The organism is Chryseobacterium pyrolae, assembly GCF_025153485.1.
Lineage (GTDB): Bacteria > Bacteroidota > Bacteroidia > Flavobacteriales > Weeksellaceae > Chryseobacterium > Chryseobacterium antibioticum.
The window spans coordinates 658,647-678,024 of sequence record NZ_JANZQH010000001.1 but is presented as its reverse complement, the minus strand read 5'-3'; the positions used below and the strand labels follow the sequence as shown (position 1 = coordinate 678,024).

Here is a 19,378-nt window from a genome sequence, read left to right as displayed (position 1 = left end):
ATGCTTCTCTTTAATCTTTTATTATTTGAATTTTTAAATCTTTCAATTAAAAATTACATATGAATAGGTCTCTTACCCGTTGCATCCAATGCTGCTTCTTTAATAGCTTCAGCATAGGTTGGGTGGGCATGAGAACTTCTTGCGATATCTTCAGCACTTGCACGGAATTCCATAGCAATTACGCCTTCTGCGATAAGGTCAGCTGCTCTGGCTCCGATGATGTGCATTCCTAAAACTTCGTCAGTTTTTTCGTCTGCAATGATCTTCACTAGACCGTCGATATCACCACTTGCACGGCTTCTACCTAACGCTCTCATTGGGAAAGAACCTACTTTGTAAGCTACTCCTTCTTCTTTCAGCTGCTCTTCGGTTTTACCAACTCCAGCTACTTCAGGCCAAGTGTATACAACACCAGGAATAAGGTTGTAGTTGATGTGAGGTTTCTGACCAGCCAATTGTTCTGCAACCAAAACTCCTTCTTCTTCAGCTTTGTGAGCAAGCATAGCTCCTTTGATAACATCACCGATAGCGTAGATATTGGCAACGTTAGTCTGTAAGTGATCGTTTGTTTTCACTCTTCCTCTTTCGTCAAGTTCTACGCCTGCTTTTTCAAGAGCAAGACCGTCTGTGTAAGGTCTTCTTCCTACAGAAACTAAACAGTAGTCTCCTTCTACGGTTACTTCTTCTCCTTTTTTATCTTTAGCTGTGATCTTTACTGTATCTCCGTTTCTTTCAACAGCAGAAACAGCAGTAGAAAGCATAAACTTCATTCCCTGCTTTTTAAGAACTTTAGTCAATTCTTTGCTTAAAGCTCCGTCCATTCCCGGAATGATTTTATCCATGAATTCAACAACCGTTACCTGAGCGCCTAATCTTAAGTATACAGAACCTAATTCAAGACCGATAACTCCTCCTCCGATTACAACCAGATGTTTAGGAATTTCTTTAAGATTTAATGCTTCTGTAGAAGTGATCACTCTTTCTTTATCGATTGAAATAAAAGGTAAAGAAGACGGCTTGGAGCCGGTTGCGATGATGGTATATTTAGATTCGATGGTTTCAGAAGAACCGTCGTTTTTAGTTACTTTGATCTGAGTAGCAGATTCGAAGCTTCCCAATCCTTCAAAAACAGTGATTTTGTTTTTGCTCATCAGGTAGTTGATTCCATCTGTATTCTGTTTTACCACTTCGTTTTTACGCTCGATCATTCTTGCGATATCCGCTTGTGGCTCATTGATAATGATTCCGTGACCTGCGAAATTGTGTTTCGCGTTTTCGAAATGCTCAGAGCTGTCTAAAAGCGCTTTTGATGGAATACATCCAACGTTAAGACAAGTTCCGCCTAAAGTTGAATATTTTTCAATAATTGCTGTTTTGAAACCTAACTGTGCTGCACGGATCGCAGCTACATAACCTCCAGGACCAGAACCGATTACGGTAACATCGAATTGACTCATGTTATTGTATGAATTTGTTTGTTATTATCTTTCTTAATTCTCACAAATTTACATATAAATTACCAAGCACCAAAGTGAGTTTTATCAATTTTGAGATTGACAATTCAGATGATTTGATTTACGGAACTATTATTTTAATAATTTTATATTTTCTTCATTCCCCTTTTTCAGGTAGATTGCTGTAAAAATGAGTGGCTTTTCTGCGGATGCATTATCAAAATGAAGGATTTTTACATTTTTAGGCTCATAGAAAGCATCTCCTTCATGAAGTATCACTTTCTGCTGACCTTCTATCTGGAAAATGGCTTCCCCGGATTTTATTAATCCTAAAACGGGACACGGGTGCAGATGTTCAGGAGCTCCTTGTCCAGCAGCCATTGTTATTTCCTGAATTTCCGCCGATTTAACGCTCTGATCAATAGCCGTTTTTAATAATTCTTTTCTGGAGATTGCCTTTTGCTGGGCAATCATTACAACAGAATTCAGTATCAAAATAACGATTATAAATGGCTTCATGAAATTTCCCATTTTATTTATTCTTAATTATATGCTAAGTCTTTTATGGCTTATGAACCAGATCCACATTCAGTTTTCCTTGCCCAAAAGTTCCTGTACCTTCAAAAAAGGAGCCCCCATAAACATACCATTCAAGGCTTTCCAGATACTCCACCGCATTTTCGGGGGTGATCTGTGAACGGTCTTTTTTCGAAACGATTCCTTTGTACCATCTTCCCGATTTGGAAAAGCTTTCATATTCAACAAAATAATGAATCCATATTCTCTGACAAAGTTTGCATTGTTGAATCGTTACTTCTGCGTATCTTCCGTTAGTATGGTCTATACCTAATTCAGAACTTCTGTATTCAGTATAGTCCGAAGTCGGTTTTTCACAAGCACATCCAATTTTGGGGATTTTATTCATTGATGAATATTGATTTTAAATAAATTTAATGAAGGTCAAATGTAAAAAAATATGAAGCTATAACGCAAATCTGGTCATTATTTATTTACCAGATCAATCAGAACCTTTTCATATTTATCCATAATAATGTCCTTTGAAAATCTTGACCTTATAGAATTTTTTATTCCATCACGGTTATAATTTCCCTGTAAAACTTTCATTATTTTTTGGGAGAAATCTTCATAGTCCTCAATATCCGCAACTTCCCCGTTCACCTGATGCTGGATGATCTCATTGATCCCTCCGGGACAGTTATTGGCGAGAGAATAGGTACCACAAGCTCCGGCTTCCAAAAGGACATTCGGAAATCCTTCATATCTTGAAGACAGAATAAAAAGATCAGCATATTTTAAAAACTGGTAAGGATTATCGTGTCTGCCATGAAAGATGACATTTTTTAACCCTAAAAAATCCTTCATCTGGAGCAATATATCTTTGTCTTTGCCATCGCCCAGAATATGAAGCATAATATTTTCATTTTTAAGTCTGGAAAAAACCTTCAGAAGATTATCAAAGCCTTTTCTGGCAGAAAGATTTCCAATGGCTACTACATTTTTGTAATTATATTTAAAACATTCAGGTTTGGGTGAGTCTACCAGTTTTTCACTGATAAAATCAAAATCTACCGGGTTGTTTATTTTAACGATCTTCTTTTTCTTAATATTAAAATTGTCGATCAGATCATGCATCATGTCATCGCTCTGTGCAATGATCTTCTGATAGTTATTGTAAAAATTATAGAAGAATTTAATTTCTTTTCGGGTAACATGCTGCGTCACCACATTGGTTTCCCTGGCAATAAATTTTGTTCTCGGAAAAAGTTTGATAAACATGGCCAGATAAGCATTAACTTCACCAAAACCCGAAAATACAATATCCGGTTTTCTGCGGTAAATTTCACCTAAAATAGGTTTTAGGGAATGCCTGATCCTTTCTGTATTGATATCTATAATTTCAACATCTTTTTTAAGAAAATTAAGATATCCACCCTGTTTGCGGAGCAACAGGATCTTTGGTTCAAAACGGTCTCTGGAAAGATGATTGGCAATAGTGGTAACAATCCTTTCTGCACCACCGGTTTCCAGGTCCGGCAGAATAAATATGACAGAAATTTTTTTCATCAGTTAAAGTTAGTAAAAAGTTTTATTAACCTTTAATTTTAAGTTTTCAAAGATGGGAATAATTTCGCTGATATTTTCAACACTTATAAAGGCATATTCATCTTCATCAAAATTCATCCCACTTCTTTTAAAAGAAAAAAGTTCATTATTTTTCCCAAAAATAGTTTCGGGTTCACCAAAAATAATATTTCCAAAAAATTTATTATTCATTTCAATATTAACCTGATCTATTTCTGTAAGCTTTTTTTCCTTGACAATTTCTTTAGTCAACTTTTCAGCAACAATAATTCTTTCGTTAGTAATGAGATAATAATTATCTCTCAAATCAAAATACCGTAAAACCCATCTAAAAAAAGCTACATAGAGCCCTGCTCCAAAAAATACTATTGCAAAAAAGAAAAAGAAGGACGTCATATTGATAAGAAGGATTGTAGATATTCCCAAATAAAAAAATGAAAACACGATTCTTATTTTTTCGGTCATATTAAAAAAGAAACTCTTCTTTGGAAGAATTTCTTTTAAAATTATTTCGTTGCTGTGTAAATCCATTTTTAGTTCGCCACGTCACTGATGAATTTTATCCTCAGCATTCTCACTTCTTCATCAGACAGTTCATCCCCGAATTCATCGAGAAGCACTTTCATGCTGTCGCTTTCAGATTCGGTCATGAATTCCATGAAACCATCTACGATATCTTCATCAAAATTATCTTCAATATAATAATCGATATTTAGCTTGGTTCCCTGATATACAATGCTTTCCATTTCTTTCAAAAGCTCAGTCATAGAAAGGTTTTTAGCTCTGGCAATATCTTCAAGATCGATCTTTTTGTCTGTACTCTGAATGATGAAAACTTTGTGACTGGATTTGTTCGCCACCTGCTTCAGCACCATATCCTGGGTACGTTCTATATGGTTATCTTCAACATAAGTTTTGATAAAGTCTGCGAATTCTTTACCGTATTTTTTGGCCTTTCCTTCTCCTACTCCATAAATTTTAGCAATTTCATCCAACGATACCGGATACTGTACCGTCATATCTTCCAAACTTGGATCCATGAAAACCGTATATGGAGGAATACCGTGTTTTTTGGCTACTTTTTTTCTTAAATCTTTTAGTTGACTGAAAAGATTCTGATCCAGGCCACTGCTGGCCTGCATTTGTACCTGTTCGCTCTCTGCTTTGGTCTGACTGAGGTCAAACTCCCTGTCTTCAGCAATCAAGAACGGTTCTTTAGATTCAAAATTCAGATAATCCCTGGCCTTCTCGGACATTTTTAAAACACCGTAGGTTTCAATATCTTTCTGCAGAAATCCCTGAACTGTAGCTTGTCTTAAGATGGTTTTCCAGTAATTGTCTTTTTCTGCTTTTCCAAAACCAAAATAGGAGGTCTGTTCCAGTTTATATGATTTTGTCACTGCATTCTCTTTCCCTACAATGACAGAGATCAAATCTTTAGATTTGAATTTTTCTCCTGTATCTTTAATCAATTCCAGGGTTTTTGTAAGATCTGCCGTAGCATCTTTCAATTTCGGAGGATCGGAAGAATTGTCGCACATATCTGCGCCATCCCCTTTCACCGGATCAAAATTTTCGCCGAAATAACACAGAATATATTGCCTTCTGCTCATGGAAGTTTCAGCATAACCTACTACTTCATTTAAAAGCTGCAGCCCGATCTCTCTTTCGGAAACCGGTTTCTGTGCAAGGAATTTTTCAAGCTTTTCAATATCCTTTGGATCATAAAATGACAAACAATATCCTTCGCCGCCATCTCTTCCCGCTCTTCCCGTTTCCTGGTAATAGCTTTCAAGAGATTTAGGAAAATCGTAATGGATAACAAAACGTACATCCGGTTTATCGATTCCCATTCCGAATGCAATGGTAGCTACAATGACATCTACTTCTTCCATCAGGAATTTATCCTGATTGGCCACTCTTACTTTCTGATCGAGACCAGCATGATAAGGAAGCGCATTGATCCCGTTTACCTGCAATAGCTGGGCAAACTCTTCCACTTTTCTTCGGCTTAAACAGTATATGATCCCTGATTTCCCTTTGTGATGATTGATAAATCTCACAATTTCTTTGTCTACATTGACTTTTGGGCGTACCTCGTAATAGAGATTAGGGCGATTGAAACTTTCTTTAAAAACCAGCGCATCGGTCATTCCCAAAGTTTTCTGGATATCATCCTGAACTTTTGGTGTTGCAGTAGCTGTCAAAGCGATCACCGGAACATCGGCAATCCTATCAATAATTGACTTCAAGTTCCGGTATTCCGGTCTGAAATCATGTCCCCATTCTGAGATACAGTGCGCCTCGTCAATAGCCACGAAAGAAATTTTCACTTCTTTCAGGAAATCCAGATAATCATCTTTGATCAATGATTCCGGAGCTACGTACAAAAGTTTGGTCTTGCCTCCTTTGATGTCGTCAAAGACCTGTTTTGTCTGTGTCTTGTTTAATGATGAATTTAAAACGTGTGCCACCCCGTCATCAGATGATAGACCATTTACGGCATCTACCTGATTCTTCATTAACGCTATTAAGGGCGAAACTACTATTGCCGTACCTTCTGAAATAAGTGCCGGAAGCTGGTAACATAATGATTTACCTCCTCCTGTTGGCATTAAGACAAATACATCCTTCCCACTGAGTAGGTTTTCTATGATTTGTTCCTGCTGGCCTTTAAATGTAGAAAACCCGAAATACTTTTTCAATTCGCCTGATAAATTGGCTTTTTTTTCGCTCATCTAATTTTCTATTGCTAAATTTGCATCCAACCCAAAGTTATAAAAATTCTGCTTAAAATAAAAGCGAACGAATTTATAAAAAATAAAACTTATATTAAATTTTCTTTTTTAAATATAACGTTTTTCAATGGATTTTTTGTATACCTTATACTAATTAAATGGAAAGAACCGACATTATTTCAATTGCCAAAAGCACTTTAGCGATAGAAATTGCAGAACTTGAAAAATTAAAAAACAGAATAGATGAGGATTTTGCCAAAGCTGTAAAGATCATTCATTCGGCAAAAGGGAAATTAATAGTTGTAGGAATCGGAAAATCTGCCCATGTAGGCAATAAAATTGTGGCTACTTTAAATTCTACAGGTACCCCATCACAGTTCCTGCATGCTTCGGAAGCGATTCACGGTGATCTTGGGGTGATCCAGAAGCAGGATGTAGTTTTATGCATCTCCAATTCCGGAAACTCGCCAGAAATAGCCAATCTGGTGCCTTATTTAAAGGACTACTCTTCGGCTCTGATCGGGATGACTGGAAATAAAAACAGTAAACTTGCTGAATTTTCTGAAATTGTTCTGGATACACATGTAGATGTTGAAGCCTGCCCGAACAAACTGGCACCGACAAGTTCTACCACCATCCAAATGGCACTTGGAGATGCTATGGCTGTTGCCTTAATGGAACTTAATGATTTCAGAGAGAATGATTTTGCAAAATTCCATCCGGGAGGAAGCTTAGGAAAGAATCTTGTTTCTAAAGTAGACCAGTTCTTATCACCCAAGAAGCCTCAGGTAGATGAAAATGCACCGGTAAGGGATGTTATTATCTCAATCAGCGCATCAAGCCACGGAATCACGGTAGTAACTGATGAGGAAAAGATCATCGGAGTGATTACAGATGGAGATTTAAGAAGAATGCTGATGAAGGGAGATGATATCACTAAAGTTCAGGCTAAAGACATCATGTCTGCCAACCCTAAAACCATTGAAAGCGATACGCTGGCAAAAGAGGCGATGAAAATTCTTAAGGAAAACAATATCGGTCAGCTTATTGTCACAGAAAACGGAAAATATTCAGGAATCATAGACCTTCATACATTATTAGACGAAGGAATCAATTAAGCTTGCTTGAAGACATTTTTCATTGATAACAATAAATCTTCAGACGGTATCTTTCAAAATACGGTCTGTTTTTTTCTGAAAATCAAACATAAATGTACTTCCCCTATAAACTTAAATAAAATCCTCCCCAATAATTCTAAATACTGATTATTATTTCATAATTTCGCAAACTTAAAACAGCTTAACTCGGACGAGTTTACTATTTTAGATAGACTGTAGTATATGGACGAAAAAAAAGAAATGTCCTTTTTGGGGCATATTGGAGAATTAAGAAGTCATCTTGTTCGCTCAATTATTGCTATTATAATTGTTGCTTTTGCCGTAGGATTCAATATTAACTGGATCATGGACCATATCTTTTTTGGACCTACAAGAAATGATTTTCCAACTTTCAGGGTAGTCAACCATTTTTCAAGGATGCTTTTAGGAGAAGACAGTATTCATCTTCCCAAAGAATTTCCGGTTCGTGTACAGAGACTTTACCAACAGTTCAACGTTATGATGGCGGTTTCCGTTTTTGGAGGTATTGTAGGAGCTTTTCCTTATATTGTATGGGAGTTATGGAGATTTATCGGGCCTGCTCTTCATCCTAAGGAAAGAAAGAATTCTATCTTTATTATCAATGCAGTATGGATTCTTTTTATGACCGGAGTTTTATGCGGCTATTTCCTAATCCTTCCGTTTGCCGTTAATTTTGGTGTTATTTTCAAAATTTCAGATATTATCATTCCGCTTTATGACTTAAGCGATTATACAACTCTGTTTTTACAGGTTATTTTAGGGATGGGCATTATTTTCCTGTTCCCTATTCTTATCTATTTCCTTACCAGCATAGGAATCCTGACGCCAATGTTCATGAAAACCTATCGCCGACATGCTATTGTTCTGATCATGGTTGTTGCTGCGATCATCACACCTGCAGATGTTTTAAGTATGATTATGGCTGCTTTTCCGCTGCTTATTCTGTATGAATTCAGCATCATCATGTGTACTTTCACTTACAAAAAAGTACAGAGAAATGCGGCTAATCTTCCGGTAGTTCAAAAATAAAAGACGAAAAAGGGAAAATATCGATTTGCCCATCCGTAAAATGTAAAGACCCTACAGTCTGATCTTTCTATACTTTTTAGGGTGTAAAGCTTGCTATGCAGTTCAGTCAAAATCAGTCTCTAGAAACGTGAAGTAAGAAATTACTCTTTATGATAAAGGCATTTATTTCTTTCAGGTTTTGTTAAGAGTAACAGGATCCACTCAAATTTATCTCTCCCTGTTATTTCAATTTTTTAGTTTATTGGATACGATGAACTTAGCTATATCCATGAATGCATCCTTATAAGATTCAAACAATAATTTCATTTAGAAAAATCGCAATCCATAAAAAATACTAAAAAATCACATTAAAGTTCAAAAACACTATTCTCTCTCACCTAATATTATAATATAATTTGTTATTTAATAACAAATTAAGGATTGTATTAAGGTTTATTTATTTTATATTTGCTTTCGCGAAATAAATAATATTATGAAAAAGAGAATTATTCTTGTGTGCGCTTTGGCTTCAAGCTTTATAGGCCTGCAGGCACAAAACTGGGAACCAGTATCCCAAAAAGTGGCTCCTATAAGGAAGGAAGTCAATGTATTGTATGCCTATAAGGTAGATTTAAACTCTTTGAGAGGTCTTTTAAGAGATGCTCCTGAAGCAGGACAAGGTCGCGCCCCTGTCATCATTTCTTTACCTACAACAGATGGAAAAATTGAAAGATTTTCTGTTTACAGTTCGCCAGTAGTGGAAAAATCTATGGCAGACCGATATGAACTGGGAGCTTATTCAGGGGTTAGCGTAGATAATCCTCATAGACAAATCAGATTCAGTACAGCTCCAAATGATTTCCAGTCAATGATTTTTGACGCAGTTACCGGAAAATATGAGTTTATTGAACCTATCAATAAAGAAAAGGATGTATACGGTGTATTTTTAAAATCCAATAAACCACAAGGCGGAAATCCATTTGAATGTAAAACATCTGAGCCTGAACATTCAAAAAAGGAAATGTCCAAATTATTACAATCTAAGAATGTTCTAAACGGCCTTGGTGGGACTCATAAAAATAACGACCAAAAATACAGAACTTACAGATTAGCGATCTCTGTAAATGCAGAATATACGCAGTTAGCAGGAGGTGTTGCTGGTGCAGCAACCCGTATTAATGCTACAATGACGAGAGTAAATGGGGTATTCGAAAAAGATTTCGGCATCCATATGAATGTTCTTGATCTTCCCCAGCTGATTTTCACAAATGCTGCAACTGACCCATATTCTAATGTAATTCAAAATACAAATGGTACTTATAGTGCACCTGGCGCATGGAATCTGCAGGTTCAGCAGACAATCACTGCAGCCATAGGAAATACAGGTTATGATATCGGGCATTTCTTCGGACACAGAGGTGGCGGTGGAAGTGCAGGAGATGTTGGAAATGTATGTAGAAATCCTGCAAATAATAATGATGCAACTTCAAAAGGAGCAGGAATTACTTCTCCTTTTATCGTAGACCAGCCTTTTGGAGATACTTATGATATAGATTTTGTAGCTCATGAAATCGGACACCAATTTGGAGGCAACCATACAATGTCTGTTGCTTTACACGGTGCCCACATGGAACCTGGATCCGGCTCAACTATTATGGGCTATGCCGGTATAGTTGCCGGTGCCAATGTTCAGATGAATTCCGATGCTTATTTCCATATCAAAAATATTGAGGAAGTACAGGCTTATGTGGATTCTCAGGAATGTGGAACAACGACTACCATTACCAATAATACGCCTCCTACCATTCAGCCTCTTGCCAGTAAAACAGTACCAAAAGGAACAGCGTTTGTATTAACGGCTTCTGCTGCTGACGCACAAAATGATCCTATGACCTACACATGGGAACAATATGATCTTGCGGCCTCTACTTTTGGACCTGTAAGTGCCACCCGTACAAACGGAGCGAATTTCAGATCTCTGATGCCTACGGTATCTCCTACGAGATATTTCCCTCTTCTTTCTACAGTTCTTAATGGTTCTGTTTCAAATATTGCAGGTTGGGAAACGGTTTCTACTGTTCCTAGAGGAATGAGATTCAAAGTAACGGTAAGAGATAACAATCCTGATATCACCAAACAACAGACACAAAGCGGAAGGATGGATCTTGAAATAGGAAACGAAGGACCATTCAAAGTAACTTCAACGACTGTCTATAATAATACACCTGGAGCTATTACGTGGGATGTTGTCAACACCAACAACAATACTTATAAGGTACAGAATGTTAAAATTGATTACACGACAGATAACGGAGCAACGTGGACAGTTGTCACTCCATCTACTCCTAATGACGGAGCGGAACCGTTTATGTTCTCTTCTCTTACAACAGGTGCCAATGTGAAGATCAGAGTAAGTGCTATCGGTAATGTATTCTATGCTATCGGAAGTGCTACGGTAAGTGCAAGTGCAGGAGCCTGCTCTACGGCAGAACCTACAGGAATCACTGTTTCAGGAATCACCATGTCTTCTGCCAATATTAACTGGGCAGCGCTTCAGGGCGGACAGTATACAATAAGATACAGAAAGGTAGGTGCCCCTACATGGACTTCAGCTACCATTAACGCTAACTCTTCTTTCGTATCCGGACTTGACAACAGTACCCAGTATGAATATCAGATCGCTAATATTTGTGGATCTACAACAGGAACATTCTCTACACCAAGTAATTTCACAACGCTAGGTTATACATTGTGTACAAACAATACCGCAAATGCGGGAGATGAATTTATTTCAAATGTTACGGTAACTCCTTCCGGAGGAACTGCTATGTCAAATACCAGTGTAGGTTCACCGTATACAAGTTATACTACAGATCCTTCAAAACTAATCACCCTTACACAGGGAGCTTCCGGTAATACAGTAAGCATTACTAAAGGATGGACATCTGCTACGTACAACGAAGGCGTTACTGCATGGATCGACTTTAACAGAGATGGAAATTTCTCCGATTCTGAAATCATCCATACCAGCGCTCCAAATGCTGTTACACCTGTTTCAGCAACATTCACTGTACCGGCAGATGCTTATGCAGGAACTGCCAATACAACGATGAGAGTGGTATTAACCTATGAAGACCAGCCAACCAGCGGATGTTCTAACTTCCAATATGGAGAAGTTGAAGATTATGCGGTAAAAATTCTTCCTCAGGCATTAGGTACCAGTGACGTAGTAAAAGACAATACAACGGTGCAGATTTACCCTAATCCAGCTTATGATGTACTGAATGTAACCAACATTTCTTCTAAAGCACAGTTCAGTATTTTCAATATGGCTGGACAGGCTGTAATGAACGGTACTGTTGCTGGTCAGAAAATCCCTGTGTCAAAACTAAGTACAGGAGTATATGTCATTACTATTGAAGATAAAGGAACAGTTTCAAAACTGAAATTTATTAAGAAATAATCCTTTTATTTTTATACAATCACAGCCCGGTTTTTACCGGGCTTTTTTATTCTATTGGATAATCGCGATTTCTCTTCTACTGATGAACACATCAGTTTTATATTTTTTTCACGGAACACTCCATGGTGCCATTAATTTTTCTATTTTTGAAAGAATTTAATTTGATTTTAAATGAAAAAACTGACATATACACTTTTATTCGCTTCGGGGCTGGTCTTCGGGCAGTTCTTTGAAAAAGATAAGGTTTTTACCAAACAGGATACTTTAAAAGGCTCTGATACCTCATTCAGAAACTTTTGGGATGTCAAAAAATATGATCTTTCAGTAGAACCTGATTTTAATCAGAAAAGCATTAAAGGGTATAACAAGATCAGCTTTGAAATTACAAAAGACATTACGGATCCTGTTTTCCAGATCGACCTGCAAAAGCCTATGAAGGCAGATAAGGTTGAAGGTGACTTTCCAATTGCCACCTATAAGCAGGATGGTGATTTTATCTTTGTCACTGCAAAGAAGAAGTTCAAAAAAGGAGAAAAATATACTCTGAATGTAACGTATTCCGGAAAGCCAGTAATCGCTAAAAATGCACCCTGGGACGGAGGATGGGTTTTCACTAAAGATGAAAAAGGAAATCCGTGGATGAGTGTTGCCGATGAAGGAATCGGAGCATCAATCTGGTTGCCGACAAAAGATATCTGGAGCGATGAACCGGAGAATGGAGTCATCATGAAAATCATTACTCCGAATGACCTTGTAGGGGTAGGAAACGGAAAACTGACCGATAAAAAGACGGAAGGCGGTAAAACAGCTTATACCTGGGAAGTGAAAAATGCGATTAACGCCTACTCTATTATTCCGAATATTGGTAAATACGTCAATTTCAAAGATACCTTCAACGGGGAAAAGGGAAAACTGGACCTGGATTACTGGGTCATAGACTATAATCTGGAAAAAGCCAAGAAACAGTTTCAGCAGGTAAAACCAATGCTTTCTGCATTTGAATACTGGTTCGGACCTTACCCTTTCTATGAAGATTCATATAAACTGGTAGATTCTCCTTATCTGGGAATGGAACACCAAAGTAATGTTGCTTATGGAAATGGCTACGTGAACGGTTACCGTGGTTCAGACCTTTCGGGAACGGGTGTAGGCCTTAACTGGGATTATATTATTATTCATGAAAGCGGCCATGAATGGTTTGCCAACAATATTACAGCCAAAGATCAGGCAGATATGTGGATCCATGAGAGCTTTACGATGTATTCTGAAGTGCTTTTCACAGAAAAATACATGGATAAAAAGTCTGCTGACCATTACGCAATAGGAATTCGTAGAAACATTGACAATGATGTTCCTATCATCGGAAAATATGGAGTAAGAAATGAAGGCAGTGGCGATATGTACCCAAAAGGAGCCAGCATGCTTCACACGATAAGACAGATCATCAATAATGATGAAAAATTCAGACAGATTTTAAGAGGACTGAACAAAGACTTTTATCATCAGACGGTTACTACGAAACAGATTGAAGATTATATGTCGTCAAAATCAGGAATTGATCTGTCCAGTATATTCAATCAATATTTAAGAACAGTAAAGATCCCTACTCTTGAGTATACTCAGAATGGAGAATCTTTAAAATTCCGATATATGGATAGTATTAAAGATCTTAAGCTTCCCATCATCATTGACGGAAATCAAACCATCAATCCTACAGAAAGCTGGCAGACTGTAAAACTTAAAAAGAACAGTCCGGTAGAGTTTAATAAAAACTACTATATTCATTATAAAGAAGTTCAATAAAGCTAAAAGGCAAATCCGTATGTAACGGATTTGCCTTTTTTATTTTCCTGTAAAGCCCGAAAAATTGCTTTTCAAATTGAGCTATCATGAAATCAATACTATTTCCTTGAAAACTTTAAGAAAAGTTTAATACTCTTATCCGTAACAAATTGTTCAAAAAAACTACTATTTAACTATAAAATTTAAACCTAATGAGAAAAACAGCAATCAGCTTGGGTCTTTTCGCCGCTTTTTTAGCGAATGCCCAATCTATAAAGACAACGATTGATCTTGTGAACGTAAAAGACGACAAGGTAGCCGTTACTATGGAGTTTCCGAAAATGAAATCCGGAGACATTAAATTTCATTTTCCCAAAACGGTTCCCGGTACTTATTCTGTAGATGACTACGGAAGATTTGTGGAAGGAATCAAGTTTTATGATAATAAAGGGAGAGAACTAACGTATACGAAAGTCAATGAAAATACGTATTCATTAAAAAACGCTAAGGATTTAACCAAAGTTACCTATCTGGTTAATGACAGTTTTGATGATGAAATAGACAATTCAAAACATAAAGCTGTATTTTCTCCGTCAGGAACTGATATCGAGCAAGGAAAAGTATATATGGTGAATACCCACGGTTTCATTGGATATATTGACAATATGCAGGATGTTCCGTATCAGCTGATCATTCAGAAACCAGCAGGCTTCTATGGCACAACAGCTTTGGTAGATCAGGATAAATCTGATGCTACAGATACTTTTACACTCGCTAATTATGCGAAAGTAACAGATTCTCCACTGATGTACACCAAACCGGATTATATCACCTTCAATGCCGGAGGAATGGATCTGGTATTGGGCGTTTATTCTCCAACCGGAAAGTACAAAGCTGCAGATTTTAAAGACAATCTTGAAAAAATGGTATTGGCCCAGAAGAAATTTCTTGGCGATATGAATACCAATAAAAAATATGCGATCATGCTTTACCTTTCAGGAGGTGACGGACCGCAAATTAAAGGTTTCGGAGCCTTAGAACATCATGAATCAACAAGTGTAGTGCTTCCTGAAATGATGCCTAAAGAAGCCATTGACAAAACAATTACAGACGTGGTTTCTCACGAATTTTTCCACACGGTGAATCCTTTGAAAACACATTCTGAAGAGATCCATTATTTTGACTATGCAGACCCTAAAATGTCTCAACACCTTTGGATGTATGAGGGTGGAACAGAATATTTTGCGAATCTTTTCCAGATCCAGGAAGGTTTGATCAATAAAGATGAATTCCTTCAAAGAATCACTGAAAAGATAACCAATTCAAAGAATTACGATGATACAATGCCGTTTACAGTGATGAGTAAGAACATCCTGAAAGACGAATACAAAGATCAGTACAGAAATGTTTATGAAAAAGGGACATTGCTGACCATGTGTCTGGATATTGAGCTGAGAAAGCTGTCTAACGGCGAAATGGGCTACCGTGATATGATCAGAAAACTGTCTCAGAGATTCGGAGAAAATAAACCTTTCAAAGATGACAAACTGATTGATGAACTGGTAACAGTAACGGGATATCCTCAGGTAAAGGATTTCTATAACAAATATATTGCAGGAAACCAACCGACACCTTATGCCGAATACCTGAATATGGTAGGCGTAGAAGCGAAGAAGAAAGATACACCTCCTCTTTTCTGGTTCATCAAAGATCCAAATCAGACTGGTTATAACGATAAGAATAACACTTTTGTATTTGATGAAAGCTCTGCCTTATCACCTTTTGCAAAAAGTATAGGATTTAAAATCACTGACGAAATTGCTGCTCTGGACGGAAAAACAATCAATGTTCAGAATATGCAGGAGTTTATCGGCTATGCTAAATCAATCAAGGAAGGTCAAAATGTTACGGTTACCATTCTTAGAAAAAATGGCGACAAAACAGATAAAATAGACCTTAAGGGAAAAGCTGTTTTGGATAAAATGACGATTGAAAGTCTGCAGTATAAAACAAACCCAACCCCGGCAGAACAGAAACTGCAGAATCAGTGGCTGACTGGGAAGAAATAATGAAAAATTAATAGGTACTAAAAAAGCGGAGAAAATTTTCTCCGCTTTTTATTTTTTTTGCCTTCTGATTTAATGATTTAAAAGCTCAAGTGTGTGTTTCACATGATCGTTCCCTTTCCATTCGTCATGGCCCGGAATTACTTTGGCATTGGCCGGGTATTTAGCTTTAAGCTTTTTCATTGTCAATGGCCATTCTTTGACATTAGCCTCTCCTGTATAGCCAAGATCTGTGGCATTCATACTTTTGACTAAACATCCGCCATCTAATACATTATATTTAGGAAACCATACGACCACATTATCTACGGTATGGCCTTCACCAAGGAAGTCTACCGTAAACTCTTCCCCTCCTATTTTATATTTCTTTCCAACTTTTATTATTTTATTTGAAACGGCTTTCCCTTCCTTTTTCAATAATTCATTGGTTTTAGAAGTTGCGTAGGTACTAATTCCTTTATTGTTGTAAAAGCTCAGATCTCCGGCACGGTCGGAATGTGAATGCGTTGCAAATACTGCAATTACAGGTAAATCATGTCGCTTTTTTATGGTGTCCATAAGGCTTTGATATTGGGATTTCTGCCATGGAACATCAAACAGCACAACCCCTTTCTTTGTAATCAGGTAAAGAGCATTCGTTGAATATTCTCTGCCATCAAAAACACCAAATGTTTTGTATAGATACAGGTTCTTACCAAGAGGAGGCTCAATGACAAAATCCCTTACTTGTGCGCTAAAAAAATTAATTAAGAATAAAAACAACATAACTAAAACTTTGATACTTTTTCTCATTATTACATAATATTTGATTGATAATCTTAAGCAGAAATTACTTAAGCAAAGATTACTTAAGTATAGATTAATAATATAAAAAATTGGAATATTTTCCGGCTTGGAAGAAGGACAAAGGTATTTATAATTTGTGTAAACTGATATAAATTAAACAGATTTAACTATTTTTAATAGAACCAATCGTTTAAGTAGCTTTTCTATTGTATCCTGTAAAAAACAGGATTTGTATGGTAAGAGTAAAGAATTTGAAATACAAGTTTAAACAAACTAATCTTAAGTTTTCCTGATCGTTATTCTGAATGTTGTTCCTTTTCCCACTTCTGTCTGGGAAATTTTAATATCGCCGTTGTGGTATTCGTGAATCACTCTTCTCGCCAGGGAAAGCCCAAGCCCCCATCCTCTTTTTTTCGTGGAATAACCAGGTTTAAAAGCATTTCTTGCCTGCTGTTTCGTCATTCCGCTTCCGGAATCTTTTACTTCTATCAAAAGATTTTTATTTCTTTCAAAAACAGACATTTGCAATGTTCCCTCTCCTTTCATCGCATCCACTGCATTTTTCACTAAGTTTTCGATTACCCAGCTCATCAGGATCTTATTGTGGGGAACTAGAACGGCATATGTTGGGAGATGCAGACTGAAATCTATTTTCTTTGAGATCCTGGTTTTTAAATAATCATAATTCTGTACAATCGTCTCATTGAAATTCAGATCATTCAGTTCAGGAATGGATCCTATTTTTGAAAAACGTTCAGAAATGGTTCTCAACCTTTCTATATCTTTTTCAATCTCGTAAACACCTTCAGATTCCGGGGTTTCCAGTTTCATGATCTCCATCCATCCAATCATAGAAGACAGGGGCGTTCCGATCTGATGGGCTGTTTCTTTGGCCAGTCCGGCCCAGAGATACCCTTCATCTGTTTTCTTGATGGTTCTCAGAAACCAGAATGAAAACAGGAAATAGCATAAAATAAAAAATCCTAATATAAAAGGTGAATACCGCAAATCATTCAGCAACTTTGAGTTATCATAATACACAAACTGATTGTTCCTGTTAGAGAACTTTAATTCAATAGGAGGATAATTCTTTCCCATCTTTTTAGCCAGTTCGACAATTTTTTCTGAATCATTTTCAATTTCCTGGGGAATATTTTTATGTTCAATCGGACGATCCTCCTTATCTAAAATAATCACCGGGATCGTTGTATTGGAACTGTAAATCTGAAGGACCAATGCCTGGATTTCAAGACTGGGTGTAGTGACTTCCTGTTGAAATTTCAAAGCACTCACCAAAATGTCTACTCTTTTAATCTCTTCCTTACGGAGAAAATTGATCAGGATAGTTGATGCCACCACAATAGTGACAACCACCAAAGTCATCAGTAAAAATATGATCCAGTTATTCAGTCTGGAAAGTATGGATTTCCTCAAAGCTGTTTTTATTTTAAGACATTCAGAATTTTCTGCAGTTCTGTACTTCCACTTCCCTGATAGTTATTAATGATAATTGAAAATACATATTTTTTTCCATCTTTGGCCGTGTGGTATCCTGCAAAAGATTTGGTATCCCTCATGGTTCCGCTTTTCATCTTCATTCCGTTATCCTGAACGGGAAAACCATCATAATAAGCATCAAACCAGCCTTGCTTTTTCGCGTACAATAAGGCCTGAACTTCTGCTTTGGCAGCTACATAATTTTGAGGAGAAAGTCCGCTTCCATCAGCAAAATTGATCATATTCGGGTTGATTCCTTTTGATTTCCAGAAATCTTTCAAATAAGCGACTCCACTTTTAAAACTGGAATTTCCTTTCTTTTCTTTTCCTAGGGTTTTAATTAAAGTTTCTCCATAAAGATTGACACTTTTCCTTAGAAACCAATAGATAATTTTATCCAAAGTTGGCGACTGATACGTAAGAATTACATTTTTCGGAGCTCCCGGCACCTGCTTTCCTTCCAATTCAAGTTGTGAACTGGTGATTGCTTTTCCTGAGATTTCAATCCCTGATTCTTTAAGCCATTGCTCAGCTTCGGTTCCAAGCTGAAGCGGCGGATTGGGCAAAGCACCGGAAACCGTCACTGTTTTTCCAGCAGGAAGTGTCCCGTTAATTAAAGCTACATCAGAATACGGAGCCGTAAAAATAAGGCTCTGGTCAGAATTACCTCCTGTTTTCAAGTCATTCAGCCATTTTATATTGTCAATCGGATAGGAAAAGCCTTTAAACTCGGTTCCATTGATATTGATGTCAAACTGATTTTCTCTCCAGTTAATTCCCCAGGCTCCCGCTCCGTAATAATTCCCCAGATCATCCCACGGCCATCCTCCCGGAATGGTCTGATGGTCAAAATAAGAATCATCGATCACCAGATTCCCTGAAATCTTAGTAATTCCCGAGTTTTTAAGGGCTTCAATGAATTTCTTCTTGAAACTTTCCGGCTTATAGTCCTCGTAACGCCAACTTCCCAAGGTGGGATCACCATTTGAAGTGATGATCAGATCTCCATTCAGAACTCCTGAAGATATATTTCCGGAATAACCCGCTTTTGTTTTAAACGTATATTCTTTTCCCAGAGTTTCAAGCGCTGCTCCTGCAGTGAATATTTTCTGGGTAGACGCTGTTGAAAGACCTTTATTTCCCTGATATTCGTATATAAATGTCCCGTTTTCATCGGCAACATAAAACGATAAACCGGATGAAACAGCGCCCGAAGAATCCATAAGATCTTTGGTTGCTTTATCCAGCTTCTGCGCCATGTTCTGGGCAGATAATATCTGAACCGACAGGACAAGAACTGCAAGTGTTTTTTTCATTGACATGTTTTTATAGATCTAAACTT

Annotated in this window: 14 protein-coding genes; 5 read left to right on the top strand and 9 right to left on the bottom strand. The window is 37.2% G+C overall.

All coding sequences use genetic code 11. The features are described 5' to 3' along the window. Window positions 1–53 precede the first annotated feature (53 nt). From lpdA to recQ, 6 genes are all read right to left on the bottom strand, one after another. The gene (gene lpdA, locus NZD88_RS02985) at window positions 54–1,457 is read right to left on the bottom strand and encodes a dihydrolipoyl dehydrogenase (RefSeq protein ID WP_169234656.1); all 1,404 of its coding nucleotides are present in this window, start codon (window positions 1,455–1,457) and stop codon (window positions 54–56) included. Between the two features lie 129 nt (window positions 1,458–1,586). Next, the gene (locus tag NZD88_RS02980) at window positions 1,587–1,973 is read right to left on the bottom strand and encodes a cupin domain-containing protein (RefSeq protein WP_259827318.1); all 387 of its coding nucleotides are present in this window, start codon (window positions 1,971–1,973) and stop codon (window positions 1,587–1,589) included. Between the two features lie 43 nt (window positions 1,974–2,016). After that, window positions 2,017–2,379 (bottom strand): hypothetical protein, encoded by a 363-nt coding sequence (locus tag NZD88_RS02975; RefSeq protein ID WP_259827317.1) that lies wholly within the window; start codon window positions 2,377–2,379, stop codon window positions 2,017–2,019. 77 nt (window positions 2,380–2,456) lie between these two features. Then, a complete protein-coding gene (locus NZD88_RS02970; RefSeq protein WP_259827316.1) occupies window positions 2,457–3,539 on the bottom strand; it encodes a glycosyltransferase in 1,083 nt (360 codons plus the stop codon). A gap of 9 nt (window positions 3,540–3,548) precedes the next feature. Continuing rightward, window positions 3,549–3,863: a hypothetical protein gene (locus tag NZD88_RS02965; RefSeq protein WP_259827314.1), complete on the bottom strand. Its 315-nt coding sequence runs from the start codon at window positions 3,861–3,863 to the stop codon at window positions 3,549–3,551. Window positions 3,864–4,090: 227 nt separating this feature from the next. Then, entirely contained in the window at window positions 4,091–6,295 is a 2,205-nt protein-coding gene (gene recQ / locus NZD88_RS02960) for a DNA helicase RecQ (protein WP_259827312.1), read from the bottom strand. Between the two features lie 158 nt (window positions 6,296–6,453). On the opposite strand from recQ, the gene NZD88_RS02955 reads away from it, so the two are divergent. From NZD88_RS02955 to NZD88_RS02935, 5 genes are all read left to right on the top strand, one after another. After that, complete coding sequence (locus NZD88_RS02955) at window positions 6,454–7,413, top strand: KpsF/GutQ family sugar-phosphate isomerase (RefSeq protein WP_259827309.1); 960 nt, start codon at window positions 6,454–6,456, stop codon at window positions 7,411–7,413. 222 nt (window positions 7,414–7,635) lie between these two features. Continuing rightward, a complete protein-coding gene (tatC, locus tag NZD88_RS02950) occupies window positions 7,636–8,463 on the top strand; it encodes a twin-arginine translocase subunit TatC (protein ID WP_169234649.1) in 828 nt (275 codons plus the stop codon). A gap of 472 nt (window positions 8,464–8,935) precedes the next feature. Continuing rightward, window positions 8,936–11,905: a reprolysin-like metallopeptidase gene (locus tag NZD88_RS02945; protein WP_259827307.1), complete on the top strand. Its 2,970-nt coding sequence runs from the start codon at window positions 8,936–8,938 to the stop codon at window positions 11,903–11,905. A 171-nt stretch (window positions 11,906–12,076) separates the two neighbouring features. After that, window positions 12,077–13,708 (top strand): M1 family metallopeptidase, encoded by a 1,632-nt coding sequence (locus NZD88_RS02940; protein WP_259827305.1) that lies wholly within the window; start codon window positions 12,077–12,079, stop codon window positions 13,706–13,708. Window positions 13,709–13,899: 191 nt separating this feature from the next. Next, complete coding sequence (locus tag NZD88_RS02935; protein ID WP_259827303.1) at window positions 13,900–15,756, top strand: M61 family metallopeptidase; 1,857 nt, start codon at window positions 13,900–13,902, stop codon at window positions 15,754–15,756. Window positions 15,757–15,825: 69 nt separating this feature from the next. On the opposite strand, the gene blaIND is transcribed toward NZD88_RS02935, so the two are convergent. The 3 genes from blaIND to dacB all read right to left on the bottom strand — a co-directional run bounded on the left by blaIND (window position 15,826) and on the right by dacB (window position 19,352). After that, complete coding sequence (gene blaIND / locus NZD88_RS02930) at window positions 15,826–16,545, bottom strand: IND family subclass B1 metallo-beta-lactamase (protein WP_259827301.1); 720 nt, start codon at window positions 16,543–16,545, stop codon at window positions 15,826–15,828. A 273-nt stretch (window positions 16,546–16,818) separates the two neighbouring features. Next, window positions 16,819–17,973: a sensor histidine kinase gene (locus NZD88_RS02925; protein ID WP_259827299.1), complete on the bottom strand. Its 1,155-nt coding sequence runs from the start codon at window positions 17,971–17,973 to the stop codon at window positions 16,819–16,821. A gap of 8 nt (window positions 17,974–17,981) precedes the next feature. Further along, a complete protein-coding gene (gene dacB / locus NZD88_RS02920; protein ID WP_259827297.1) occupies window positions 17,982–19,352 on the bottom strand; it encodes a D-alanyl-D-alanine carboxypeptidase/D-alanyl-D-alanine endopeptidase in 1,371 nt (456 codons plus the stop codon). Window positions 19,353–19,378 lie beyond the last annotated feature (26 nt).

Bases quoted from the DNA above. Each gene is read 5' to 3' on its own strand.
- NZD88_RS02975 (WP_259827317.1), bottom strand. From the start codon at position 2,379: ATGAATAAAATCCCCAAAATTGGATGTGCTTGTGAAAAACCGACTTCG.
- NZD88_RS02940 (WP_259827305.1), top strand. From the start codon at position 12,077: ATGAAAAAACTGACATATACACTTTTATTCGCTTCGGGGCTGGTCTTC.
- dacB (WP_259827297.1), bottom strand. From the start codon at position 19,352: ATGAAAAAAACACTTGCAGTTCTTGTCCTGTCGGTTCAGATATTATCT.
- recQ (WP_259827312.1), bottom strand. From the start codon at position 6,295: ATGAGCGAAAAAAAAGCCAATTTATCAGGCGAATTGAAAAAGTATTTC.
- NZD88_RS02955 (WP_259827309.1), top strand. From the start codon at position 6,454: ATGGAAAGAACCGACATTATTTCAATTGCCAAAAGCACTTTAGCGATA.
- NZD88_RS02980 (WP_259827318.1), bottom strand. From the start codon at position 1,973: ATGAAGCCATTTATAATCGTTATTTTGATACTGAATTCTGTTGTAATG.
- NZD88_RS02945 (WP_259827307.1), top strand. From the start codon at position 8,936: ATGAAAAAGAGAATTATTCTTGTGTGCGCTTTGGCTTCAAGCTTTATA.
- NZD88_RS02935 (WP_259827303.1), top strand. From the start codon at position 13,900: ATGAGAAAAACAGCAATCAGCTTGGGTCTTTTCGCCGCTTTTTTAGCG.
- tatC (WP_169234649.1), top strand. From the start codon at position 7,636: ATGGACGAAAAAAAAGAAATGTCCTTTTTGGGGCATATTGGAGAATTA.
- NZD88_RS02970 (WP_259827316.1), bottom strand. From the start codon at position 3,539: ATGAAAAAAATTTCTGTCATATTTATTCTGCCGGACCTGGAAACCGGT.
- blaIND (WP_259827301.1), bottom strand. From the start codon at position 16,545: ATGAGAAAAAGTATCAAAGTTTTAGTTATGTTGTTTTTATTCTTAATT.
- lpdA (WP_169234656.1), bottom strand. From the start codon at position 1,457: ATGAGTCAATTCGATGTTACCGTAATCGGTTCTGGTCCTGGAGGTTAT.